Annotated in this window: 26 protein-coding genes; 9 read left to right on the forward strand and 17 right to left on the reverse strand. The window is 42.3% G+C overall.

From position 1 onward, the window contains the following. Positions 1 to 237: 237 nt before the first annotated feature. From SY85_RS18875 to rsfS, 6 genes are all read right to left on the reverse strand, one after another. Positions 238 to 1,317, reverse strand: coding sequence for a mechanosensitive ion channel family protein (locus SY85_RS18875; protein ID WP_066406502.1), 1,080 nt, complete (start codon positions 1,315 to 1,317; stop codon positions 238 to 240). A gap of 46 nt (positions 1,318 to 1,363) precedes the next feature. After that, a complete protein-coding gene (locus SY85_RS18880; protein ID WP_066406503.1) occupies positions 1,364 to 2,173 on the reverse strand; it encodes a hypothetical protein in 810 nt (269 codons plus the stop codon). Continuing rightward, positions 2,170 to 2,955, reverse strand: a complete 786-nt coding sequence (locus SY85_RS18885; RefSeq protein ID WP_066406504.1) for a UDP-2,3-diacylglucosamine diphosphatase — start codon at positions 2,953 to 2,955, stop codon at positions 2,170 to 2,172. Before SY85_RS18885 ends, SY85_RS18880 begins: the two co-directional genes overlap by 4 nt. 8 nt (positions 2,956 to 2,963) lie before the next feature. Continuing rightward, on the reverse strand, positions 2,964 to 3,587 hold the full coding sequence (locus SY85_RS18890) for a LutC/YkgG family protein (RefSeq protein ID WP_066406505.1): 624 nt from the start codon (positions 3,585 to 3,587) through the stop codon (positions 2,964 to 2,966). Next, a complete protein-coding gene (gene ftsH, locus SY85_RS18895; protein WP_066406507.1) occupies positions 3,584 to 5,674 on the reverse strand; it encodes an ATP-dependent zinc metalloprotease FtsH in 2,091 nt (696 codons plus the stop codon). The genes SY85_RS18890 and ftsH overlap by 4 nt, the downstream gene beginning before the upstream one ends. Positions 5,675 to 5,761: 87 nt before the next feature. Continuing rightward, positions 5,762 to 6,163 carry a ribosome silencing factor gene (rsfS, locus tag SY85_RS18900; protein ID WP_082886600.1) on the reverse strand — a complete coding sequence of 134 codons (402 nt, stop codon included), beginning with the start codon at positions 6,161 to 6,163 and terminating at the stop codon, positions 5,762 to 5,764. 95 nt (positions 6,164 to 6,258) lie between these two features. Between rsfS and SY85_RS18905 the strand changes: the two genes are divergently transcribed. Next, complete coding sequence (locus SY85_RS18905; protein ID WP_082886602.1) at positions 6,259 to 7,014, forward strand: biotin--[acetyl-CoA-carboxylase] ligase; 756 nt, start codon at positions 6,259 to 6,261, stop codon at positions 7,012 to 7,014. 54 nt (positions 7,015 to 7,068) lie between these two features. On the opposite strand, the gene SY85_RS18910 is transcribed toward SY85_RS18905, so the two are convergent. From SY85_RS18910 to SY85_RS18920, 3 genes are all read right to left on the reverse strand, one after another. After that, entirely contained in the window at positions 7,069 to 7,479 is a 411-nt protein-coding gene (locus SY85_RS18910; protein WP_066406509.1) for a hypothetical protein, read from the reverse strand. 30 nt (positions 7,480 to 7,509) lie between these two features. Continuing rightward, positions 7,510 to 7,965 (reverse strand): thioredoxin-dependent thiol peroxidase, encoded by a 456-nt coding sequence (bcp, locus tag SY85_RS18915; protein WP_066406510.1) that lies wholly within the window; start codon positions 7,963 to 7,965, stop codon positions 7,510 to 7,512. 518 nt (positions 7,966 to 8,483) lie between these two features. Beyond that, positions 8,484 to 10,205, reverse strand: coding sequence for a peptidoglycan DD-metalloendopeptidase family protein (locus tag SY85_RS18920; RefSeq protein ID WP_158513005.1), 1,722 nt, complete (start codon positions 10,203 to 10,205; stop codon positions 8,484 to 8,486). A 366-nt stretch (positions 10,206 to 10,571) separates the two neighbouring features. On the opposite strand from SY85_RS18920, the gene SY85_RS18925 reads away from it, so the two are divergent. From SY85_RS18925 to SY85_RS18935, 3 genes are all read left to right on the forward strand, one after another. Next, positions 10,572 to 10,796 carry a hypothetical protein gene (locus SY85_RS18925; RefSeq protein WP_066406512.1) on the forward strand — a complete coding sequence of 75 codons (225 nt, stop codon included), beginning with the start codon at positions 10,572 to 10,574 and terminating at the stop codon, positions 10,794 to 10,796. A gap of 272 nt (positions 10,797 to 11,068) precedes the next feature. Further along, positions 11,069 to 13,891 (forward strand): carbamoyl-phosphate synthase large subunit, encoded by a 2,823-nt coding sequence (carB, locus tag SY85_RS18930; RefSeq protein ID WP_066406514.1) that lies wholly within the window; start codon positions 11,069 to 11,071, stop codon positions 13,889 to 13,891. Between the two features lie 81 nt (positions 13,892 to 13,972). Continuing rightward, positions 13,973 to 14,455 carry a DinB family protein gene (locus tag SY85_RS18935; RefSeq protein WP_066406515.1) on the forward strand — a complete coding sequence of 161 codons (483 nt, stop codon included), beginning with the start codon at positions 13,973 to 13,975 and terminating at the stop codon, positions 14,453 to 14,455. A gap of 229 nt (positions 14,456 to 14,684) precedes the next feature. Here the strand turns inward: SY85_RS18935 and SY85_RS18940 are convergent, their stop codons facing one another. The 5 genes from SY85_RS18940 to SY85_RS18960 form a co-directional block, all read right to left on the reverse strand. Beyond that, on the reverse strand, positions 14,685 to 15,107 hold the full coding sequence (locus SY85_RS18940) for a hypothetical protein (RefSeq protein WP_066406517.1): 423 nt from the start codon (positions 15,105 to 15,107) through the stop codon (positions 14,685 to 14,687). Between the two features lie 27 nt (positions 15,108 to 15,134). Then, the gene (locus SY85_RS18945) at positions 15,135 to 15,875 is read right to left on the reverse strand and encodes a hypothetical protein (RefSeq protein WP_066406519.1); all 741 of its coding nucleotides are present in this window, start codon (positions 15,873 to 15,875) and stop codon (positions 15,135 to 15,137) included. Positions 15,876 to 15,910: 35 nt separating this feature from the next. Further along, complete coding sequence (locus tag SY85_RS18950; protein WP_082886605.1) at positions 15,911 to 16,465, reverse strand: RNA polymerase sigma factor; 555 nt, start codon at positions 16,463 to 16,465, stop codon at positions 15,911 to 15,913. Between the two features lie 145 nt (positions 16,466 to 16,610). Further along, positions 16,611 to 17,570: a transketolase family protein gene (locus tag SY85_RS18955; protein ID WP_066406521.1), complete on the reverse strand. Its 960-nt coding sequence runs from the start codon at positions 17,568 to 17,570 to the stop codon at positions 16,611 to 16,613. A 206-nt stretch (positions 17,571 to 17,776) separates the two neighbouring features. Then, on the reverse strand, positions 17,777 to 18,193 hold the full coding sequence (locus SY85_RS18960) for a response regulator (RefSeq protein WP_066406522.1): 417 nt from the start codon (positions 18,191 to 18,193) through the stop codon (positions 17,777 to 17,779). Positions 18,194 to 18,537: 344 nt separating this feature from the next. Here SY85_RS18960 and SY85_RS18965 point away from each other — a divergent pair, with 344 nt between their 5' ends. The 5 genes from SY85_RS18965 (at position 18,538) to SY85_RS18985 (ending at position 21,599) form a co-directional block, all read left to right on the forward strand. Continuing rightward, positions 18,538 to 18,912 carry a hypothetical protein gene (locus SY85_RS18965; protein ID WP_066406524.1) on the forward strand — a complete coding sequence of 125 codons (375 nt, stop codon included), beginning with the start codon at positions 18,538 to 18,540 and terminating at the stop codon, positions 18,910 to 18,912. Between the two features lie 20 nt (positions 18,913 to 18,932). Further along, a complete protein-coding gene (locus SY85_RS18970) occupies positions 18,933 to 19,580 on the forward strand; it encodes a hypothetical protein (protein ID WP_066406526.1) in 648 nt (215 codons plus the stop codon). Continuing rightward, positions 19,541 to 20,287: a sensor histidine kinase gene (locus tag SY85_RS18975; protein ID WP_066406527.1), complete on the forward strand. Its 747-nt coding sequence runs from the start codon at positions 19,541 to 19,543 to the stop codon at positions 20,285 to 20,287. The genes SY85_RS18970 and SY85_RS18975 overlap by 40 nt, the downstream gene beginning before the upstream one ends. Beyond that, positions 20,284 to 20,949 carry a response regulator transcription factor gene (locus SY85_RS18980; RefSeq protein ID WP_066406528.1) on the forward strand — a complete coding sequence of 222 codons (666 nt, stop codon included), beginning with the start codon at positions 20,284 to 20,286 and terminating at the stop codon, positions 20,947 to 20,949. Before SY85_RS18975 ends, SY85_RS18980 begins: the two co-directional genes overlap by 4 nt. A gap of 215 nt (positions 20,950 to 21,164) precedes the next feature. Next, positions 21,165 to 21,599, forward strand: a complete 435-nt coding sequence (locus SY85_RS18985) for a hypothetical protein (protein ID WP_066406530.1) — start codon at positions 21,165 to 21,167, stop codon at positions 21,597 to 21,599. 174 nt (positions 21,600 to 21,773) lie between these two features. Here the strand turns inward: SY85_RS18985 and galE are convergent, their stop codons facing one another. The 3 genes from galE to SY85_RS19000 all read right to left on the reverse strand — a co-directional run bounded on the left by galE (position 21,774) and on the right by SY85_RS19000 (position 24,871). Continuing rightward, complete coding sequence (gene galE / locus SY85_RS18990; RefSeq protein ID WP_066406531.1) at positions 21,774 to 22,829, reverse strand: UDP-glucose 4-epimerase GalE; 1,056 nt, start codon at positions 22,827 to 22,829, stop codon at positions 21,774 to 21,776. A 120-nt stretch (positions 22,830 to 22,949) separates the two neighbouring features. Further along, entirely contained in the window at positions 22,950 to 24,158 is a 1,209-nt protein-coding gene (locus SY85_RS18995; protein WP_335583206.1) for an inorganic phosphate transporter, read from the reverse strand. Between the two features lie 68 nt (positions 24,159 to 24,226). After that, complete coding sequence (locus SY85_RS19000) at positions 24,227 to 24,871, reverse strand: DUF47 domain-containing protein (protein WP_066406539.1); 645 nt, start codon at positions 24,869 to 24,871, stop codon at positions 24,227 to 24,229. Positions 24,872 to 24,888 lie beyond the last annotated feature (17 nt).

The raw sequence follows: 24,888 nt of genomic DNA on the forward strand, positions 1-24,888 counted from the left end.
CCGAAGGGGAGGAGAGCCAGCGCTCAAAACCAGAAGATCAAACACTCTTACATAACATAAGCACTCCACTTAAGGAGTGCTTATGTATTTACACTCTTCTTCAATAATCAATAATTATTAATTACTAATCATTGATTATTGAACATTGCGCATTGAACATTTCCTCCACTTCTTCTTTCATTATTCCTTGTTCCTTGTTCAATATTCTGCATAGCTTCCGCCGCGCGGATCTCCCCTTTAGGGGCCGGGGGCGATCGGCGCTGGCGCTACCGCTCCGGCAATCTTGATATCCAGTTTTTCCAGTGTTTGGATAGCAAAAAGGTTTACGGCCTGCTTAATGGTATTAAAGCGATTGATATCAATAGGCAGGGTAGAGAAATCAATATGAATAACAATTGCCTGGGCATTGATATCACTGAGTAACACATTATATCCTAACAAGTCGGTTACTTTGGATAAATAGGTTTTCATTTCTGCTATGGCTTGTTCTACTTTCTCTGACGGGGTCTGTAAGCTAATGTGAAGGTGCAGGTCATTTTTACGCTGTGAGCGCAACGATAGGTTATCCAGTATACTATCTACCATTTGTTTATTGGGAACAGTTACATAGGTTTTTTGTTCCGTACGTATACGTGTGCTGCGTAAGCCAATGCGTTCTACGTTGCCGGTAATGTTTTGCACTTTCACCAGGTCGCCGGTAGTAAAGGGCTTATCAAAGAATATGACAAACGAGGCTATCAGGTTTTCCAGGCTTTCTCGTAAGGCTAAGGCTACCGCCGCACCCACTATACTCAGGCCGGTAAGTAATGTTCCAATGTTGTAACTAAATGCAAAGTGCAGTACCATTAAAAAACCAATGATTCCCACCAATACTTTAAAGAAGTCTTTAAAGAAAAGAATCAGCTGGTTATCACTTTGATCTGCCGATACCATAGCACGTCGTTCCAGCACTGATGCAAAGAAATCAATCAGGCGGATAAGCATCCAGATGAAAGTGATAATCATTGCCGCGGTGCCAATGGTTTGAATAATTTGGGCAAGCGTATATTTATAAATGGTAACATTAATGCTCTTAGGAAACTCAAGCCTATAAAGAGCAACGATTGATGTAAACACCACTAGAAAACGACTTAGGGGCTTGACCACTAAGGCTACAAATGTTTGCTGATCAAACGCTTTCCAGTTGCGTTGAAAAGCTTGAAAAGTAAACTGTGCTATATGACGCGAGAGAACACGGTTACTTAATAAGATCAGGAAAATAATGCCTGCCGTTATTATATACTCTTCTACCGGATTATTTAGAAAAACCTCTTTCATAGCTGATCGCCTTCAAATGGTTCATAAAATTAGGAACCCATATGCACTAAAATTGAAAAGAATACACCTGTACACTCTCTTTCCCCAAGCCAAACAACGCTGTATTACCAATGATATACTGTGAAAAGGAGCCAAATGAAGAAGGAAACTGATACTGTTGCTGTAATAATGTAGATGTATTAAAAGCATGCAGAGCGCTACCCGTAATGCCCACAATATGCTTACCTACAACAGCAATGTTTTGCCACTTGGTAATTGGATATTTCTTTTGAAATGTACCAAAATGATCAAACTGATAGACACCTATTGCCGGATCGTACAGATATAAACTGTTGTTTTGGTCAATGATAGTGGTGGGTTGAAAGCTGGTATTAAACAAGGCTCTGAAATCTTCAGTCTCCATGAGTTGATTGCCTTGCTCGTCTACTTTTTTCAGTTTATAATTCAGTGCATCAAATACCCATATATTGTTATCGTAGGAAAGACCAATAGCGCTAGCCTGTTGAATATTATGGCGTCGCAGGTCAAGGCTGGCGCGTAGGCCTAGCACACGATCTAAAATAACAACGGTTGCAAAATCTTTGTAATAAAGCAATAGCTTCAGTGGGTTGGTGGCATCCAGGGTATGTAGCTTGCCAAAGCGCTTTACCTCATTGTAAACAGCAATGGAATCTCCATTGGGACTATACTTCTTTAATTGCTCATTGTTGCTTAGTACATAAAGATTATCCAGGTTATCGACAGCCAGTTGTGCTCCGGTAATCTTTAATGTTTTACGCAAACGAAACAGGCTGTCCTGTGCTTTAACAGTACTGGTACAGAGCAGGAAAAGAAATATGTAGGAAAGCGTTCTCAATTAACGGTTACTATTTTATGATCCAAACCTGTATATGACTTAAGGCTGATATCCAAACCATCAAATACCGCATAGGTGAAATAGTTGATCCAGTCTCCTAAGTTAATATACCGGCTGTTATTGGGTAGACGAAAATCAATGGGTAAATGTCTATGACCAAACACAAAGAAGTCAACTTTCTTTTGCTCCAGTACTTCTTTACTATATATAATTAACCATTCTTTGTCTTCACCGTGGAATTCTTCCTCGGAGTGACCTGTTGCTTTACGGCTGCGACGGCTAAAGTAATCGGCCGTACCAATGCCAACTCGAGAAGGCACAATACCAAACAGCCACTGGCACACTGGGTTACGGAAGATCTTTTTTAGAAACTTGTATTTATGGTCACCTGGTCCTAATCCATCACCATGGGCTACATGAAACAGTTTGTTGTTAAATATAAATTCATGTGCCTCGTAATACACTTGAATATTGAGTTCTTTCTGGAAGTAATCCCGCATCCACATATCATGGTTGCCTACAAAGAAGTGTACAGGAATACCAGCATCTGTGAATTCAGCCAGTTTACCAAATAAGCGTACATAACCGCGGGGAACCACCTTCCGGTATTCATACCAGAAGTCAAACATATCTCCAACAATGAACAGAACGGCTGTTTCATGTTGAATTTCATTCAGAAACTTTATAACCAGGCGCTCCCGCTCCAAGCTGGCTTCAGCATTGGGGGCACCCAAGTGAAAATCAGATAAGAAATAAACTTTTTTGCCGGCCGGAATTTGCATGCGCAAGATTAGGATATATCATCTACCAAAAAAACATAAACTTCTTTAGGGCCGTGCACGCCAACTACCAGGGTCTTCTCAATATCGGCCGTACGGCTAGGGCCTGTAGCCAGCGTAATAAACGAAGGCAGCTTACCCTTATACTTCTGTTTAAGTTGTACCAATCCATCCTTAATATCGTACACAAGCTGTGAAGTAAAGGCAATACAGATGTGTACAGGAGCATAAACACTGGTAATGCGGCCGCTATTTTTGCTGCTCAAGATTATACTGCCAGTACGGGCTACTAATAATTCGCAGGAAGTAATAGAGGCGTCGCAGGTAACGATATCATCGGTCCACACGCGTTCCTGTACCAGGCTTTTCCATTGTTCATCTTCACAATACACTTTTGTCCACTCATGTTGCGTCACTAAAACAGCAAGATTATGATGTAGCTCCGATGCATCCGTACAAAACTGGAATTTGCCTTGGAGGTTGGTAAACTGCTCGGCAAATTCAACTACGATGTCTTGTTGTAAGGGCTGTACTACAGGGCTTGTGCCCTCACTTTGCGGAAAAGGAATTGGCGTTGAGTGTGTCAACGCCAATCGTATTTTTTTTAAGATGTTGTTTTTTGAAGTGGTGCTCATTTAGCAGCGGGTTGTTGATTTAAAACATCCGGATCGTATGGTGGAACGCCCTCGCTGATACCACCACTGTGTGGGTGTGGAATATCATCATCTACATCCAAGGATTTTTTCTCTTCAAATGGGCGTTTGCCAATCAGCGCTTCCACATCGCTTTGGAATAGTACCTCTTTATCTAATAAGGCTTCTGCCAGTTTCTCCACGTCGGCGCGCTTTTCAGTCAGCAGCTTAATGGTGTTAGCATAAGCATCATCAATCAAGGCACGTACTTCTTCATCAATGATCTTAGCCGTTTCATCTGAATAAGGCTTAGTGAAGGAGTTGTCTTGTTGAGGATCGTAGAAACTGATGTTACCCACTTTATTGTTCATACCGTATACCGTTACCATTGAATAGGCAATGCGGGTAATCTGCTGCAGGTCGTTCTGTGCACCGGTAGAAATCTTACCAAAGAAGATCTGCTCAGAAGCACGACCGCCAAGGGTCATACAAATCTGATCCAACAACTGGTCTGTGTTATACAGGTATTGCTCTTTTGGAGTGTATTGCGCATAACCCAACGCCGCTGTACCTCTTGGTACGATTGTTACTTTCAGCAGCGGATAAGCATGTTCCAGGTACCAACCACAGATCGCGTGACCCGCTTCGTGATAAGCAATGATCTTTTTCTCTTCTGGAGAAATGATCTTGTTTTTCTTTTCCAAACCACCTATCACACGATCAACCGCATCCTGGAAGTCGCTCATATCTACAGCGCTCTTTCCTTTACGTGCGGCAATCAGGGCTGCCTCGTTACATACGTTGGCAATATCAGCACCAGCAAAGCCAGGTGTTTGTTCTGCCAGTTTATGAATATCTACATGTTCAGAAACCTTAATAGGCTTCAGGTGTACTTTAAAGATCGCTTCACGGCCTTTTACGTCTGGTTTATCAATAGAGATCTGTCTGTCAAAACGACCAGGACGCAGTAAGGCAGTATCCAATACATCTGGACGGTTAGTAGCCGCCAGAACGATGATGCCACTTTCACCGCTAAAGCCATCCATTTCTACCAGCAACTGGTTCAGGGTGCTTTCACGTTCGTCATTGCTCATCATCATGTTCTTACCACGGGCACGACCAATTGCATCAATTTCATCGATGAAGATTACGCAAGGTGATTTTTCGCGGGCTTGTTTGAACAGGTCACGTACACGGCTGGCACCCACACCCACAAACATTTCTACGAAGTCTGAACCACTCAAGCTAAAGAACGGAACCTGGGCTTCACCAGCCATAGCTTTAGCCAAAAGGGTTTTACCAGTTCCCGGAGGGCCTACCAATAAGGCGCCTTTTGGAATCTTACCACCTAAGGATGTATATTTTTTAGGATTACGCAGGAAGTCTACGATCTCCATTACTTCTACTTTGGCTTCATCTAGACCAGCTACGTCGGCAAACGTAATATTTACACGAGTGCCTTTGTCGAAAAGGGTAGCACGAGATTTACCAATATTAAAAATGCCTCCGGGGCCGCCACCACTGGCAGCACCACCACCCATCTTGCGCATCAGCAGAATCCAGATACCAATAAAGATCAGGATCGGCAGAATGGTTTGCAGAATAGGACTGAACCAGTTGGTTTCATTCTCTACATCTGAAGAGGGCTGATTTTGCACGGGTATGTTAGCCTGAGCATAATAATCGCTCATTTCTTTTCTAACATCCTCGTTAGAAGCTATTTTAAAATACAATTGCGGGCCTTCTTCGTTGAGCTTGCCGGAAGAGGTGTTGCTATTGTTGGCGTATTTGCTAACACGGTCTGGTTTTAAATAAACCCGTACCATATCGCGGTTATCTACGATGACATATTTTTCTACATCACCAGCCGCTACCATTTGTTTGAACTGCTCAATATTGGTTTTACCAGAAGTAGCACCAAATGGGTTCATGAACTGAAAGCCAATCAATACAGCAAAGATGATAGCGTATACCCAATAGATACTGAACTTCGGACCTTTGCGAGATCCGTTGTCGCCGTTTTCGCCGCTAGGACGCGAGAACTTAGGAAGCCGGGATCTGTTGTCTTGTTTATATGGATCTTGTGACATTGTGCTAAAAATAATTGAATGCTTCTAAATAATAACTTTTATCTAATACTAGGATCGTCTGTGTATGTAATTAACAATTCTGAGTTGTTAATCCTTATGCTCTTCTAACGCGGCATCACTCCACATATCTTCCAACTTGTAAAACTTACGGCTATCCGGCAGCATGACGTGTACCACAACGTTGACATAGTCGATCAGCACCCACTGAAGTTTATCCTTTCCTTCATGGTGATAAGGATATTCTCCACATTGGCTTTTTACTTCATCTTCTATATTGTCGGCTATGGCTCTTACTTGTGGTTGGTTAGTGGCTTCGCAAATGATAAAGAAGTCGGCTACTGCTTCCGGAATTTTACGTAAGTCCAGTGAAACAATGTTTTCGCCTTTTTTATCCTGTATAGCGTTTATAATAGTTTTAATAATCTTAGAACTGCGGGTTAACCGGGTAACACCTTTTTTTCTTTTCGATAAAACACCTATTCGTTCCAAATACTACTTCATTTATGGTTTAAAAATGGGCTGCGGTTCTTTAAAAGATATGGAATAAAATGGAATTATAGCTTTGTGCCAAAAGTAAGTACAAATTGGCACCTATCAACACTACTACTATTGGTAATCCATTTATAGAACTGCAACAGGTAGATAGCACCAACAACTATGCCACCGCCCTAGCGCATGCGGGTATGGCACAATCAGGTACCGTTGTGCTGGCACACCATCAAACTAAGGGCAAGGGGCAGCGCACAAAAGCCTGGGAAACGGCTGCCGGGCAGAACATAACGCTCAGTATTCTTCTGCAGCCGCAGGGCTTGGTTTTATCGGAAGCTTTCTTTCTAAGTATGGCTGTGGCATTAGGTGTGCAGCGCTTTTATAGCCGCTACGCTATAGAAGATGTATATATTAAGTGGCCCAATGATCTATACTGGCGTGACAGAAAGGCAGGAGGGATATTAATTGAGAATATATTAACAGGTGCCACCTGGAAATACGCCATAATTGGGATTGGTATAAATATTAATCAAACCGATTTTGGTGAATTGGGCCTGCGGGCTACTTCTTTAAAGCAAATCACCGGCAAACAGTATGACATCGTGGCCTTGGCCAAGGAACTATGTAGCTCCATTGAGGCAACTGTCAGGCAATTGCAGGTAAACAAACAGCAAGTGGTGGATGATTTCCATGCCGTATTATACAAGCGATTTGAGAAAGTAAAGCTGCGCAAAGATGCCCGTGTGTTCGAAACTTACATTCAAGGGGTGTCTACTGCTGGTGAGCTCATCACCGGGCAGGCTGTAGAAGAGCGCTTTTCAGTAGGGGAGGTGGAATGGGTGTTTGAGTAAGGGAAGCTGCAAGCTATACGCTGCACGCATAAGGCCAATAGGAGTTATTACATCTCAATATTTTCTAGCAAAAAAGTCAGAACAGCCTTCGCGACAGTACAGCTGATGAATTTTTAGCTCTTTACCTAGTTCAATATCACAAATGAATTCCTCTTTGTTAGTGCTGCTATAAAAACGAATTTGATTATTAGGAAGTAATTGATATCGGTCATAGTGATCTTCATTTAACCTAACTTGAAAAGAGGTTAAACGAGGTAGTTCATCTATAAAAAAAGAACCGTCCTTTCTAAATAACAATTTTACCGGATGAGCTGGATCTGCCTTGATTGGTGTAGTGGGAGGGCCTCCCGTACCATATATTCCTTCTTTAAAAAACCAGGTACCTGTTACCTGGCCTTCAGTGGATTGGTCTTTCTTACAACCAAGAAATACAAATAGAATCAGTAAATAGAATATTGTTCTCATAGCAGTATAGGATACCACCAAGATACTCCATTACTTCATGATTTCTTCTGCATGCATCTTCGTCCTGGGCTTTTTAAAGATCTTATGTATAATACCTTTTTCATCTATGACAAACGTGGTGCGGAGTAGACCCATGAACTTGTTGCCATACATATTTTTTTCACCCCAAACACCGTATTGGTTAATTATGGTATGATCCGGGTCGGCAATAAGGGTATAAGGCAATTGGAATTTGGCTTGAAACTTTGCATGGCTGGCGCTATCATCTGGGCTGACGCCAATCACTACATAACCTTTCTCTTGCAACACCTCAAAATTATCGCGCAGGTTGCAGGCCTGTACCGTACACACTGGAGTATCGTCTTGAGGGTAGAAGAAGACCACTACTTTCTTTCCTTTGAAATCGGTAAGGGATACTTTGTTACCGTTTTGATCTTTTCCTTTGAATACCGGTGCTTTCTCACCCACTGTTAAATGCGTAGCCATATCATCTAATAATTAAGGATCGCAAAGATAATCGCAGATTAAGGGATTTGAGATTTGAGGTTTAGAATTTGAAATTGGTTTGAGATCGGGATAGCTTTTTGTATCTTTATCGTCTTCTCTTTCAGAGCAATTTCGGCTCTTCTTATTACACTTTTCTTTACTATTTCTGATTGGATTTCTACCGGCTTTGGGGTGGGATGATACGGGTGAGGTATCGGGTGGGGAGGGGGTGATATACGGGTGAGGTACGGGTGAACCTACAGGACACCCACAGGTTAGTATGACGTTACTGGGAAGAGTCCCTGAAGGAACCATGAAGAAAGAACGGTAAAAGGGAGAAATTTAAGGGAAATATTAGGGGTGTTGGTCCTGTAATAGATTGGGGTTGTCTATAAAAAAAAGCACTCCTTTTACGGGAATGCTTTTTTATTTTAAAGCGGTTGATCTACGGGTTGCGTGCGCTGGGCCCCTTTTCACGTTTGACGTTTGACGTTTCACGTGTAGGAGCTGCTTAGCCTTTATCGAGTCACTTGCCAGCTTTGTGTAGTCACATTACCTGCTTCATCTTCCACAGTTACTTTTAGCTCGTGCTGACCGGCAGGGAACTTTTCGTCAAACTTGTAGCTCCACACCTTACCCTTATCGTTAGTAAAGCGTAGCCATTGGCCATCCACTTCGGCGCGGAAGCTCTTGATCTCATTAAAGTTGTCCTTAGGTGTAAATACCAAACGCGTAGCACGGGAAAGATCGGCCTGTGGCGCATTGATAGTAGGAGGAATGGTATCCAGAAATGCCTGGAACGTACCAAACTGCCGGAACTTGGCTGAAACCCAATCCCCTCGTTGGGGCAAGGCTTTAGCTACGTACGTACGGCTGCCCGATACATTCTTGATCACAATGCGGTCCATGGCTTCACTACTAAGTGGAGAAGTGATCTTTAGCCGCACAGTGATATTGTCGTGCGATGGGATCGAAGGTTGTAAAAACGTATGTAACGGAGAAATAGAGGCACTGCTAGAAGCATAGGTCGCCGTGTTAGCATTATAGGCTACGTTCACGGTATCATATAATGTGTTTTCTGTAGAAAAAACCTCAAAGTCAGTGGCCTCAAATACATTCACCTGTTGCGGGTACCATTTTTCACCTGTAACAGCGGTAGTCCTGGCAAGGCGGGCATCGTACTGCACATCAAAGTTTAGTGTAGAAAGATTTTGTGCAGCATCGCGCACTTCTATGCGTACAGTATGTACTGCTGTATCATTCAGCTGCAGTACACCTTCTGTTGGGGTAACTGTATAGATGTTTGTGATATCGCCCGGCATGCGGCTTAAGTGCTGCAGGTAAGGACCCACTAAAGCTTCGTAACGATAATCTATATGCGCATTCATATAGCGCGTGTCATTATAGCTGATAGTGTCTAGAATAAATTCTGACTGCAATACATTATCTAATAAAATGCGGGCACTATAAATACCATTCGGGTTGGTAGAACCTGTAAAATAATCGACTGCGCCCAAAGCAAAGCTGATTCTATCCGTGCCCACTTTAATGGGAGCTGCTTTTACCAGGTTATAGAGTCCTGTACCTGTTTTGCGCAAGCCAATCAATTGCGGTGACTGGGCATATACACTACGATTGCGGTCATACATACCCAACCGTACCAATGATGGTGGTACTGCGTCGGCAATGGGGAAACCAAACAACAAAGGATTCAAACATTTTTCAGTAGCTGTCTCACGGATCTCAAAATGCACATGTGGCCCTTGAGAGCCACCCGTATTACCACTATAAGCAATAAAATCGCCTTTGGCTAATTTAAACAGAGAGGGAGGAGGCGTTAACTCTACCGCCCAGCTTTGTTGCTTATACTGTTGTTCTTTTACCCATTGCTCAATAGCGGGCGCAAAATCGTTCAGGTGCGCATACAAGGTGGTCAACCCATTGGGGTGATTAATATAGATGGCCCTTCCAAAACCAAAGGGTTCAATCTTAATGCGGGCAATGTAGCCATCGGCAGCAGCGTATACTGGTAAGTTTTCCTTTTGCTGCGTACGTATGTCTAGCCCCATGTGCCAGTGGTTGGTGCGCAACTCTCCAAAGTTGGCTACCAGCTGCATGGGTATATTCAGTGGGTTTCTAAAATAACCCTTTGGATAATTGGCAACCTGGGCCTGTAAGGTAGCCGAAAATAGAAGGCAACCTGCCAAACAGCTTTTCAACATCGTCATCATCGTTTTCATACGTGTGGACCTCATTTTGCGAAGCCTGAAAATTACACTAACAAACGCTATTCCAGCGGAGGTTGGCCTAAGATTAAAAGGATTTTAAGAACTAGGATTAGCGGGATTGTATAAGATTAGGAGGAGAATGGAGATGAATGCTTGATGAAAATCATGATGAATTAATGGTAGAGCTTAAATAAAATGGGGTAAAAAAATAAGTGCCATTTAAGCTGTGGTCAGAAATGCGGCAAATGCTACCCTAAAGCTGAAAAGCAAATTGGAGTTATCGGCAAATGCCAATTTTAAAGCCCTGCTGAATACGGTACGATATTTTATTGCTAATAGATGTAGATAATAATTTTATAACCTAATAAACGTATAATTATGGCACGTAGAGGATTAGGCATCGGCTCATTATTGGTAGCTGGTGCGGCTGCTTATGCTTACTACAAGTATTCTCAAATGAGCGAACAACAAAGAAAGGATATGGTCAGTAACTGGAAAGAGAAAGGACAAAAATTGTACGACGAGTATGTTCCAGACAACATTAAAAATATGGTAGCTAAAAAGCAGGGAGCCGGTAACGGACATCCGCATGCAAGTGTATAAGCTTAATGTTTCAAATATAGATGAAGGCCCTGCTTAGCAGGGCTTTTTTGTTTGAGAAGTTGAAGGCGTTAGTGGGCTAGTTAAAAATAAAGCACAGGTATTAACGAATTTCTCTACATAAAACAATTTCAATTCATTTACATTTGCACCCCGGGCATCGTCCCGGTTTTTTTGTATCTACTAATTCGAGTTTACGGGTTTATAAGTTTGCAAGTTTGCAAGTTCACCATGAGAAAAAACGGAAAGCCCGTGAACAGTAAACTTACTATTCAATGCCAAAAGACGCATCTATCAAATCAGTTCTCATTATTGGTTCCGGTCCTATTATTATTGGTCAAGCTGCCGAATTTGATTATTCCGGTACGCAGGCTGCCCGCAGTTTACGGGAAGAAGGTGTAAAAGTGATTTTGATCAACAGCAATCCCGCTACGATCATGACCGACCCAATGATGGCGGACCGTGTGTACCTCCTGCCATTGACCGTTGAGAGCATAGAGCAGATCTTGGAAGAAAACCAGATCGATGCCGTGCTGCCTACCATGGGTGGTCAAACAGCCTTGAACCTGGCTAAAGAAGCCGAGGATCTGGGTATATGGGAGAAGTATGGTATACGCCTGGTAGGTGTAGATATTAAAGCAATTGATAAAGCGGAAGACCGTGAGAAATTCCGCCAGTGGATGATTGAGCTGGGTGTACCTGTAGCGCCGGCCCGTACCGCTAACTCCTTCCTGGAAGGAAAGGAATTTGCACAGGAAATCGGCTTCCCGCTGGTCATTCGTCCTTCATTTACCCTGGGTGGTACAGGTGGTGGTTTTGTACACGGACCAGAAGATCTGGATGAAGCTTTGCAGCGTGGTTTACAGGCCTCTCCAATTCATGAGGTGCTGGTAGAAAAAGCAGTACTGGGTTGGAAAGAGTATGAGCTGGAGTTGTTGCGCGATGCAAATGACAACGTAGTTATCATCTGTACAGTAGAGAACTTTGACCCAATGGGGGTGCATACCGGCGACTCTATTACAGTAGCGCCAGCTATGACACTGAGCGATACTGCGTTTCAGCTGATGCGTAATACCGCTATTAAAATGATGCGCGACCTGGGCAACTTTGCCGGTGGTTGTAACGTGCAGTTCTCTTTAAATCCTGATACTGAAGAGATCATTGCCATTGAGATCAACCCTCGTGTGAGCCGTTCTTCAGCCTTAGCTTCTAAAGCAACTGGTTATCCAATTGCCAAGATTGCTGCTAAGCTGGCTATTGGTTATACACTCGATGAATTAAAGAACCCTATTGTACAAACTACCTCTGCCTACTTTGAGCCTGCGCTGGATTACGTAATTGTAAAAATCCCTCGCTGGAACTTTGATAAGTTCAAAGGTGCTAACGATACACTAGGCTTGCAAATGAAGAGCGTAGGTGAGGTAATGGCCATTGGCCGCAGCTTCACAGAAGCGGTACAAAAAGCTTGTCAGAGTTTAGAAAACAACGCTGTTGGTTTGGGTTATTATGGAAAGAGCCAAATGCATGCAGAAGCGTTGTTGGAATATATTAAAACACCGAAATGGGATCGCATCTTCCGTATTAAGGATGCACTTATGTTAGGTGTGAGTGTCAATACCATTGCAAAAGCTACTGGTATTGACCGTTGGTTTATCTATGAGATCCAAAAGCTCTGCAACATTGAAAAAGAGCTGGATAAATACTACCTGGGTGATGTACCTGCTGAGTTGCTGAAAGAAGCAAAAGTGCATGGCTTCAGCGATGAGCAGATTGCCCGCATCATTACAGATGGTGATGAGGAAGAAGTATATGAAAAGCGCAAGGCTTTGGGTATTACCCGCGTATATAAAATGGTAGATACGTGTAGTGCTGAGTTTGAAGCTCAGACACCCTACTTCTATAGCACTTTTGAGGAAGGACATAGCAATGAATCAAAAGTTACAGACAAGAAGAAAGTCATAGTATTAGGCTCTGGTCCTAATAGAATTGGTCAAGGGATTGAGTTTGACTACTGCTGTGTACATGGCTTACTGGCTATTAAAGAGTGTGGTTATGAAGCTATCATGATCAACTGTAACCCAGAGACCGTGTCTACTGATTTTGACATGGCTGACAAGCTCTACTTTGAGCCTGTATTTTGGGAGCATCTGTGGGAGATCATTGAACTGGAGAAGCCTGAAGGTGTTATTGTACAGTTAGGTGGCCAAACAGCCCTGAAACTGGCGGAGCGCCTGCATGAAAAGGGTATTAAGATCATGGGGACCTCTTTTGACAGCATGGACATTGCTGAAGATAGAGGCCGTTTCTCTGACCTGTTGAAAGAACTGAATATTCCTTACCCTGCTTATGGTACAGCCTATAATGTAGATGATGCAATAGAGGTAGCCAACAAAGTAGGCTATCCTGTACTGGTGCGCCCAAGCTATGTATTGGGTGGTCAGCGCATGCGGATTGTGATCAACGACGAAGAGGTAGAAAAGGCAGTGATCAGCCTGTTGAAACATATTCCGGGTAACAAGATCCTTATTGATCACTTCCTGGATCGCTGCCAAGAGGCCGAGATCGATGGCATCTTTGACGGTGAGAACTTCCACGTAATGGGTGTAATGGAGCATATTGAGCCTGCCGGTATACACAGTGGCGACAGTAACGCTGTATTGCCAGCCTTTAACCTGCCGCCTATGACCGTTACAACCATGGAATACTACGCTGAGAAGATTGCTCGCGCCTTGAATATCAAGGGTTTGATCAATATTCAGTTTGCTATTAAAGATGGTAAAGTATATGTAATTGAAGCGAATCCAAGAGCTTCCCGCACTACGCCATTCATAGCCAAAGCGTATGGCATTCCTTATCTGAACATTGCTACTAAAGTAATGTTGGGTGTAAACAAACTGACCGACTTCAAATTTGAGAAAAAGCTTGACGGCTTTGCCATTAAAGAGCCTGTGTTCTCATTCAATAAATTCCCGAATGTTAATAAAGAACTGGGCCCTGAAATGAAGTCGACCGGTGAGGCTATCCGCTTTATCAAAGATCTGCGTGATCCTTACTTCCGTCAATTGTATAAGGACAGAAGCATGTATTTGAGCAAGTAGTCTGAACCGGGATTTGGGTAGATGAAAGGATTAGGAAGAGAAGAAAGAAGGGAGGATACGCTCAATAATCTATAATGGGTAATGAATAATAAAGAGCTATCAAATATCATCAGCCAGCTAAAGGACGCCTATGAAGGCGATCCTTGGTTTGGCAGGGCGGTGTTGAATATACTGGCAGAGGTAGATGAACGTATTGTTTTTGAAAAGCCGGGTGGACAGCATAGTATAGTAGAACTGCTGTGGCATATGATCACTTGGCGGGAGTTTACCATAGATCGGTTACAGCACTCTCCACAGATGACCTTGGCTTATTTTGAAGAAATGGACTGGCGCGAGCTGGATCATTCGGATAGGACACTCTGGAAGCAAGGTCTGGAACGTTTACAAGAGACCCAGGCGCAGCTTCTAGCCCTATTAAAAGATTGTACAGATGAGTTGCTGGATCAGGACGTAAGAGAGCGAAATTATCCGTTTAGGAAGCTCTTATACGGCATTATCCAGCACGATATCTACCACTTGGGGCAGGTTGCCTATATTCAAAAATTGCTGAAAGCAACCGCTTAAAACCTGAAGAAATAAGCTTTTATATTGTTGAGCTGATTAAATGTGAAAAGGCTGGAACGTAGTTCCAGCCTTTGTTTTATAGGGATAATATTTTAAAATTCGTTTTAATAGTAGAGTCGCAAAAACAAAAAAGGCCTGCCCTAAAAAGAGCCGGCCGTTGCTAACCTATGAAAAACACCAAGCTCAAATATAGAAGAAATTGTGATTCCCAACAACTTGGCATTCTTTTTTAGGGCAACAGGCCACCTCCACGGCGTCCGGGAGCCTTGTCAAATTTGTTTTGCATGCGGTCTTGGCGTAGACGTTTTAGCTCTTCAACAAAATCGTGCTCATAATTAAAAACATCATTACTACGCTTTTCACCCATAATAGGCTTAAACTGATCGCGGTAACGAAGTCTTAGATCAACGATCTTTTGTTGCAATACCAGGCGATCGCCACGGTATTGTTGGTTGGTTTGTCTCAGTTCCTTGAAATAGTTCAAGAAAACCGGAGAAAAACGCTCGGCTTCAGACTTGCTTAAATTCAGTCGTTTTTGGATATACTCGTTCATCCGCTCCTGAATGCGATCACCAGGTTGTTCTGCATCCTGGGCAAACACAGCAGTTGTGAATGTCAAGAAAAATCCAAGTATGTATAAAATACGTTTCATAAGTAATACGATTTCCCAAGGGTTAGCTTAATTAATAATAGATAATTCTTCGTCGTCTGTTGGTATCTGGGCTAAAAATGCGTCTATCTCTTTTACCGACACATCAGTCAGCATCTTGCTAACCTCAGCAGAGTTTGTTTTGGCTATCTGTTCTGTTGATGTAGCGTCTGTAGACTCAATAAACGAATCCAGATCTTTATTGCTGATGTTTTTCAGCTTGCTGGCAATCCAGGCTTCAGGAGACGAGGACGGATTAATGCTACTGGGGCGGCTGTTGTAGTAAACCAAGCCACTGATTGCGATGACACCGGCTACTAAAGCGGCGGCAGCCACCCTCATCCAGCGGGTACGGTTAAAAGAAACAACTTTTGCTTGCTTCGGAGCTACTTTAGACAATACCTGTGCGGGTAAGTTGTCAAAATAACCCATTGGTATGTCATAGGGGTTTGTTTTCGGATGCTCTGCTAAAATAGCAGGTAATTCATCTTCCTGAATCAAAGTCGGAACATCACCTGATAGGGTTGAGAAATAGTTGGAAGGTAGATCGTACGGCATCTTTTTGGAAAGACCAGCCAGTAAGGGCGATAAAGAGGCCAGCTCATCTGCCGCTGAATCCACTGCTTCCTCTTGTTTTAGCCTCATAAGTACGGATGCGGCAAAGTTTTCAAAATAACCTTGAGGCACGCTAAAAACGGGCTCCTTTACGTGTGAGGGTAGGGTACTGTTAAGTTCCCTCAATTCATCGTGTATGTACTTACGGCTGCTCATTTTCAAGATTTAAGACGAAAAAAGAGAGATAAGGTTTAATGATTCTTTATATATTCTTCAATTTTTTTTACGGCATGGTGGTAACTGGCTTTAAGCGCTCCTTCACTGGTTTCCAGCACCTTGCTCATCTCTTCATAAGGCATTTCATCGTAGTAACGCAGGGTAAATACAAGACGTTGCTTTTCAGGGAGTTGTTGAATAGCCAATTGGAGCTTCCATTCCAATTTGTTAGCATCAAAGCTCTGATCGGCCTTTACTTTGTTTTCCAGCCCGCTTTCCACATCACTAAGGCTTATAGCTCCGCGTTTTTTGGCGTTGTCTAAAAAGGTCAGGGATTCATTGGTAGCAATACGATAGAGCCAGGTATACAGCTGCGATTCTTCCTTGAAATTCTCCAGACCTCGCCATACCCTTATAAAGACATTTTGTAGTACATCATTGGCGTCATCGTGGTCTACCACCAGCCGGCGAATGTGCCAGTACAAGCGCTCTTGGTATTTTTTTATGATCGCTGTATAGGCGGCTTCTTTGGTGGTTGGCTCCCGAAAACGTATTAAGAGTTCGGCATCATCTAGTCCTGTCAAAGCCATTCGTGTTTGTTTAATTAAGAAGTAAAGATACTTGGTAAGCTACAAAGAATCGTGCCTTGATGAGCTTTACCAAACCGTTAAAAACAATAATAGCCTCCTTAGAGGCTATTATTACGATAAGTTGAAAAGAGAATAGTTTGACCTATTATCCGTTTTTACGGGCAATTACCTTTTCAGCGGCTGCAATGATATCAGGAACATCCAGACCGTATTTTTTTAACAATTGGTCTGGTGTACCGCTTTCACCAAAAGTGTCTTTAGTGCCAACAAATTCAATTGGTACAGGGAAATTACGGGAAGCTACCTGGGCAATGGCATCGCCTAGGCCACCGATAATATTGTGCTCTTCTACAGTAACCGCGCAACGGGTTTTGCGTAGGGAGTTTATTACAGCCTCATCATCTAAGGGTTTGATAGTGTGAATGTTGATCACTTCTACACTCAGACCTTTCTCTTCTAATGCTACACCGGCTTGAATGGCATTCCATACCATGTGACCGCAGGCAAACAGCGTTACATCGGTACCTTCAGAGAAATATTGTGCTTTCCCAATTACAAAGTCTTCGGGCTTGCTAAAGATGGGCCAGGCCGGGCGACCAAAGCGCAGGTATACAGGACCATGGAATTCGGCAATAGCCATGGTAGCAGCCTTGGTTTGGTTGTAGTCACAAGGTACAATCACGGTCATGTGAGGCAGCATTTTCATCAGTCCTATATCTTCCAGGATCTGGTGAGTAGCGCCATCTTCACCCAAGGTTAAACCTGCGTGCGAAGCGCAGATCTTTACATTTTTACCGCTATAAGCCACACTCTGACGTATCTGGTCGTAAACGCGGCCAGTAGAGAAGTTGGCAAATGTGGTAGTGAAGGGAATCTTGCCGCCAATGGTCAGTCCTGCTGCAATACCAATCATATTGGCTTCAGCAATACCGCATTGGATAAAGCGCTCTGGAAACTCTTTAATAAATTGATTCAGCTTTAAGGAGCCTGCCAGGTCGGCGGTCAGGGCTACTACATCGCTATTCTTACGGGCTGCTTCTACGATACCGTCGCCAAAGCCGCTACGGGTATCTTTTTTTCCGGTGGATTGAATATCTTTCAGCATACGCTTTATTGTGCCGCAAAAGTAATTCTCTCACAAATAAGATAAAAAAGATAAATAATAAGCGGTTGTTTAAAATCCCAAGTGTTTGAATACTATAGTTTTAAACGAACTCCTGTGGGGTGATTTTCTCATATTATTAAACTGATTACAACTTAACCAAGTATGTTCACACAAACTAGTGTTGTGAAGTAACATTGGTAATTAGCCTATTGCGGAGGACAATAGCTTAGTAGCTCGGAAGCAGCCGCCAGCAATTGCTCAAAACGGATAGGCTTGGTAATAAAAGCTGCTCCTTTACTTTGAAAAAAAAGCTTATCCATAGCGGAGGAGGAAGTGGAGAAAACAACAACGGGTAATTTTGAAAAGGTAGGGTCGGCTTGTAAGCGTACAAAGGTTTGTTTGCCATCCAGTTTAGGCATATTGATATCCATTACAATGAGGCAGGGCAGTTGTTGTGCTGCATGCATTTCCTGAAGAATAGAAATGCCATGTAGGCCATCAAAGGCTTTAATGATCAGGCATTGGGGATCAACCTGTTGTACAGCTTCAGTAAGAAGTTGTAGATCGTCTGCATCATCGTCAATACACAAAATTGTTCTCGGCTTATTTAACACTTGGGCCATAGTCACAGGGGCAATTCTTTTAAGCTAATAAATAAATGAACAGTTTCTCAGACTGGGCAGTACAACTCTTTTTCTCGGAAGCAGAAGAATGGATGGTAAAGGTAGATAGATATAGACCGGCCTATTATTTATATCGGTGAGGAGGAGCAAACTATCGGTGAGGCGTAATAGAAAAGGGGGCGAAGTGTTTTCTATTGTAGAACTGTGTGAAGATTTTTAAATAAAAGCCATTTAAAGCAGAGTGTTGACAAATAAATACTTTAATTAGATCGTAGAAATACGGTTGTTATTTTAGTAAAAAAGAATCATTTTGCAGGATTCAACACTACCTAAAACCGAACCTTATGAGTACAGAATTTTTACAGGCTACTAATCTCATTCCCCTGTCCAAAGCCAAAAAGCTCAAGGATAATTTTAAACTGAAAAAAAAGGACTTAATTAATCCTAAGATCTCTGTTAAAGATGTAATCCCTGATTCCGAAACCTTTAATCGATCTGCTATTGACAAGTTGTTGGCCTTGCCTGGTTGCGTAGGTATTCGCATCTATACAGGTATGGATGATGAGGATAAACTCCATTCCATTCTTGTGGGTGTAAATGATAAAGGAGAAGATCTAATTATTCCAAGTACTACTGCCAGTTTAGCTGGTGAAGAAGGAGAAGTCGTGGAGGATGCTGTTCGCTGTCCGCCCAATTGCCCTCCTTCAACAAATCCTTAGTTGGCGCATAACTAGCTAATATGAACTTCTACATCAGTGCTTTACTAAGCGCTACAATTTTAATAGCTGGCATAATTGGTGGTGTACGCTTCAATCGTGTACACCATACCTATTATCCTTTATTGTATTTTTTTTGGTTTGCCGGATTTAATGAGTTGTTGAGCACAGGATTGGCAATCAATCATGTGAATACAATATTAAATGGGAACGTTTATGTACTATTAGAATCCTTCCTTATTACATGGTACTTTAAAAAAACAGGCATCTTTAAAAAGCCTGTGTTGTTTTATTGCATACTAACTGCATTTGGTGTGTTTTGGGTTTTGGAAAATTTTATTTTCAGTACGATACATCAGATGGCTATTTACTATCGTATTTTTTACTCCTTTGTTATTGTACTAATGAGTATTCATGCCATCAACCAGTTAATTACAACTAGCCGTGGTTTATTACTTAAAAACTCGTCATTTTTAGTTTGTATTGGATTTATTGCCTTTTACACTTATAAAGTTATAATTGAGGCCTTTTTCCTTTATGGGCTTTCATCAATTCGATTTCAAATAGTTGTTTTCGATATTTTAGTTTACATCAATCTAGTTGTTAACTTCATTTATGCATTAGCTGCTTTATGGATGCCCAAGAGACAAGCCTTTACACTGCCATCGTAATAGCCAGTATTATCATTGGTGTGATTATTATTTATTTCGTTGTTTCTATTATTAGTCAACAACGTAAAAACTTAGCCTTACATAAACAAAACATCCTAACTGAAATTACGGCTCTTGAAAAAGAACGGGCTCGCATAGCCGCTGATCTACATGATGAATTAGGGCCACTATTGTCGGCAGTAAAAATGAAGATCAACAGTTTTGAATTGGCTGATGAGGATGATCAGGTGGAGATCGCTAAAACCAACCAGCATATTGACTCCATGGTTAAGCGGGTGCGCGAAATATCGTTTGACCTGATGCCAAGCGCCTTGTTACGTAAGGGCCTTATTGTGGCCATTAAGGAGTTTGCCGATTACATTATGAAGAGCCATGCTTTGCATGTGGAAGTCCGCGCAACAGATTCCTTGAGTCTAGCCGAGCAAAAAGCGGTTAACCTGTACCGTATTATTCAAGAGGTGATCCATAATACGTTAAAACACGCCAAGGCTAGCCACCTTTCCATTGAGCTACATACTGAAAAAAATAAGCTAGTGTTGAAAACACAAGATGATGGCGTTGGCTTTAACCCCGATGCCCTAGGTGCCAATACCGGCCTTGGTTTACGCAGTCTGTTGAGCCGTACCGAGATCATGAATGGCACTATGTATTTAGATTCTAAAATTGGAGATGGAACATCCTTTACATTTGAAATACCATTAGCATGACCCCCACACAAAACCCTATTCGCATATTACTGGCTGATGATCATGAGATATTCAGAGATGGATTTCGAGTAATGCTGAAGAAGCAAAAAGAGTTTCAGCTGATTGCTGAAGCCGGTAATGGAAAAGAACTGATAGAAACGGCCCTGCAATGCCAGCCCGACGTAATCGTTACCGATATCAAGATGCCCGAGATGGATGGTATTGAGGCAACTAAAAAGCTACAGGCCATACTGCCACAAACAAACGTTATTGCACTCTCTATGTTTGAAGATGAGCACCTGATCGTAGATATGTTAGAGGCAGGGGCTAAAGGGTATTTATTAAAAAATGCCAATAAAGAAGAGGTATTTGAAGCCCTTAAAACAGTAGCAGATAACGGTACTTATTATTGCAATCATACTACACAGAAACTAGCTCAGCTGATTGCAAATAGTGACTACAAACCTGAAAAGAAGTCCGAGAAAATAGTCTTTACAGAGAGAGAGCTGGATGTGATCAAATTGATTTGTCAGCAATATGTATCAAAAGAAATTGCTGATAAACTGGGTTTAAGCCCGCGCACCGTTGAGTCGCACCGTGTCAAGATCATGGAAAAGATGGATGTGAAAAATACGGCTGGTATTGTTATTTATGCGATACGCGATGGTATTTTTACTATTTAAGCCCCTAGGTGTCTCGTAATAGCGTTTTGATGAAACACTGACCTGTATTGTATGGCAGGCGCTTCATATTTTTTCTCTTTTAATATTTTTTTCCCAGATTTGAATGATACATCCGTATAAATACGGTTGATTACCTTTTGCTTTCTACTTAATATAGCATTCTGTTTTAGTTAGTCCAATAGCTGTTGAAAAGCCCTTAATCAAATTACCTGCACATGAACACACAAATAGAAGCCACTCCATGTCTGGCTTTACAGGAAGGAATTGTAGGCTGTATAGTAGGTGCAATATATTCTAACGGGCATCCGGTAGCAGAAGACTATGATCGAATGTTGGATGCGCTAGCTGGCAGAGAACTTTTTTTGGAAACAGATATTCTCAAACTGATAAAAAGCCAGGCAGGCTTGCGGTATATATTAGACGAAGATGATTTTTTAAAGTCCTGCTGTGAAAAAATAACAGAAGAGTGGAAGCGGGCTGTTTTTACGATGGTTTGCCACCTTCTGATTGATGGAGGGTTTTCCATTGCTTCCGTATCTTATTTAAAAGCATTGAAGAAACAATTGAATCTTGCCAACGTAAAAGATATTGTTGAGGTTTTAAAGGAATTACATAAAGATCGCATTACGGAATTGCTTTTTTCGGTTTAGCAGCATCCGTATAAATACGGTTGTTTGGTTTAAAGAAAGCGCTTAACTATGCCCTGAAAATAGTAGTACAGATCTTAAGCAACAATCTCGAATACCAAAACTAACTGTACTCTTATACAAAAAGCCAAGTGCATCTGCACTTGGCTTTCTTATTATGAGGCTTACATTTCTAAATTAATTGAGCTGAGACGGTGTAGAGGTAAATAACTTTTCGTCGTCTTTTAGTTTTACTTCCCATTTCCAGGCGGTACTCATCATTTCATCTAATGAGCGTTGTGGATTCCAGCCCAGTTGAGTTTTTGCTTTGTCGTTATTGGCATAAATAGCTACTACGTCGCCTGGGCGGCGAGGTCCTATTTCATAATTCAATTTCTGACCACTTACTTTTTCAAAGGCTTTAATAGCTTCCAGTACGGTTACGCCATTCCCTGTTCCCAGGTTAAAGATCTCGCACCCCTCTGTATTACGCTGTTCCTGCAGGTATTTGATAGATAGCGTATGTGCGTGGGCTATATCCATTACATGTATGTAATCGCGTACGCAGCTGCCATCACGGGTAGGGTAGTCGTCGCCAAATACGGTTAATTTAGGAAGCTTACCTATTGCTGTTTGTGTAATAGCAGGCACAAGGTTTTGCGGCTTACCTATAGGAAGCTCTCCAATAAGAGCAGAAGGATGGGCGCCTACAGGGTTGAAGTAGCGCAATAAAATACACTGTGTGGTACTTGTTTTCTGGAAATCGGTAACAATGCGTTCGCCCATTTGTTTGGTGGCGCCATAGGGCGACTCTGCCGGCTTCTGTGGCGTAGCCTCAGTTACCATTTGCTCATCCGGGTTACCATAAACGGTACAAGAGGAAGAGAAAACAAACCACTTGGTATTAAACTCTTGTACACACTTGAGCAAGTTGGTCAAGGATAGCAAGTTGTTTTCATAATACATTAAAGGTTGCTCTACTGATTCGCCAACCGCTTTATAGGCAGCAAAATGAATGATCCCGTCTATATCTTCATTTTCTTGAAAAATGGCGAAGGTGTCATCATAATTACAAAGGTCAACTTTGTAATTCTTTATCGGTTTGCCTGTGATTTTTTCTACCCCTTTAAGTATAGCTGCGTTTGACCGAACGTTGTTGTCAACACAGATCACCTCATATCCATTGTCAACTAAATCGACTAATGTGTGCGAGCCAATGTACCCGCAGCCTCCTGTAACTAATATTTTTGCCATGCTCGTAGGATTAAGTTTAACAAAACTCGGAAATTCTCCCCAGTTTAAAGGTGCTACTTAAGGGTTATCCATAAAAAAACACAGCTGTTAAGCTGTGTTTTTTGGGGGGGGCAATTTATTTTAAATAAAAAGTTTAGCTATAAAGTAAACAAGGGCGGCCAATAATGCACTGACCGGTATGGTTAGTATCCAGGCCCATAATAGGTTAATGGTAACACCCCAGCGTACGGCTGATAGGCGCTTTGTGGCACCTACACCAATAATAGAACCTGTAATGGTATGAGTGGTACTAACTGGAATTTTGAGTGCCTCAGTAACAAACAGCGTAATAGCACCTGCTGTTTCAGCAGCAACCCCTTCAAAAGGCGTAACCTTGGTAATGCGTGTACCCATGGTTTTAATGATCTTCCAACCACCACTCATAGTTCCCAAGCCGATGGCTGTATAACAGGCCAGTGGCACCCAGGTTGGCATTTCATGGAAACTGGCAATGTCGCCATTGGCAATAAGCGCTGCCGTAATAATACCCATTACTTTTTGGGCATCGTTACCACCGTGACCAATACTAAAGGCGGCTGATGACACCAGCTGCAAGCGTTTGAACCAGTCGGTTGATTTAGTGGCGTTCAAGGTGTTCAACCAAAACGTAAAAATGGCCAGGCATATTAAGATTAGTGAAAGCAGGATCCATTTGAAATTGGAAGAGAAAAACACCACTTTCCAGAAATAAGACTCATAGTGAGACTTTAGCTTGGCTGGGTCGGTTTCCAGATGCGTATACAGGAAGTAGAGTACGCCCCCAATGATCAATAGGGAAACTAGTTTGGGCATCAATCCTTTCCGGAAAGAGAAAATAAACCAGAGCGAAATAATAAAGGCGATGATCATACCTACTACCGGGGCCAGGATAATAAAGCTGGCAGTACGGATAATAGGGGCGGAGTTTACAGCGTCCCAACCACCTGCAGCTATACCAGCGCCGGCAAAACCACCGATCAGGGTGTGGGAAGATGAAGACGGAATACCAAACCACCACGTTAATAGGTTCCAGGCTATGGCAGCTATCAAACCGGAAAATACAACGGTCAGCATGCCTACCTTATCTACGGCATCAGGCTTTACGGTTTTGGCAACCGTATCTGCCACCCCGTGATCTTTAAAAATAAAGAAGGCGGCAAAGTTGAAAACCGCTGCCCAAATTACAGCTTGAAAGGGTGTTAACACCTTTGTGGAAACAACTGTTGCTATAGAGTTGGCCGCATCGTGAAAGCCGTTGATATAATCAAATATTAACGCCAGTGCTATAATGACAATAAGAAAACTCATAATTGTGAATTGAAGAATAAGCTATCGTACAGGTGGTACGCGCTTATATAAGCTGTCAACTGTTATAGGGTTTAAGAGTACTTGACAATAATAGATTCAATAACATTGGCAGCGTCTTCGCACTTATCTGTTACATCTTCTAATACCTGGTAGATCTCACGTTTCTTGATAATTTCTTTAGCATCAGGTTCCATACTGAACAGGCGCTCAATAAACATATCGCTGATATCATCTGCCTGGTTTTCAATGCTGTTAATTTTTACCAAAGCATCTGTGATCTGACGGATGTTTTTCATGTTGCGTAATTCCGAAACAGCCTGCTGTACCGCCTTGGTACTTTGGATCACCAGTTCAGATAGACGTTGAATGCCATCGTCTGTTGGGTTGATGTGGTAGAGTTTAATTTTCTTGGCTGAGGCATAAATGTAATCTGCAATATCATCTAAAGCGCTAGCCAGTAAGTGTATGTCTTCGCGGTCAAAAGGTGTAATGAAATTGCGACCTAGCTCAGTAAATATGCGATGTGTTAGCTCGTCATTAGCGTGTTCCAGATCTTCAATTGGCTTGATTAATGTAGACCTTTTTTGGTAGTCTGTCTCTGCAACCAGGGCAGCTAATTTTTCAGCCATAAGTGCGCCGTTGTTCGCTACCTCTTCAAATAAACCGTAAAACACCTTGTCTTTTGGACTGAAAAACTTGGTCAATGAAAATGCCATATACTAGATTTTAAATC

The sequence above is a fragment of the Flavisolibacter tropicus genome, assembly GCF_001644645.1.
GTDB lineage: Bacteria > Bacteroidota > Bacteroidia > Chitinophagales > Chitinophagaceae > Flavisolibacter > Flavisolibacter tropicus.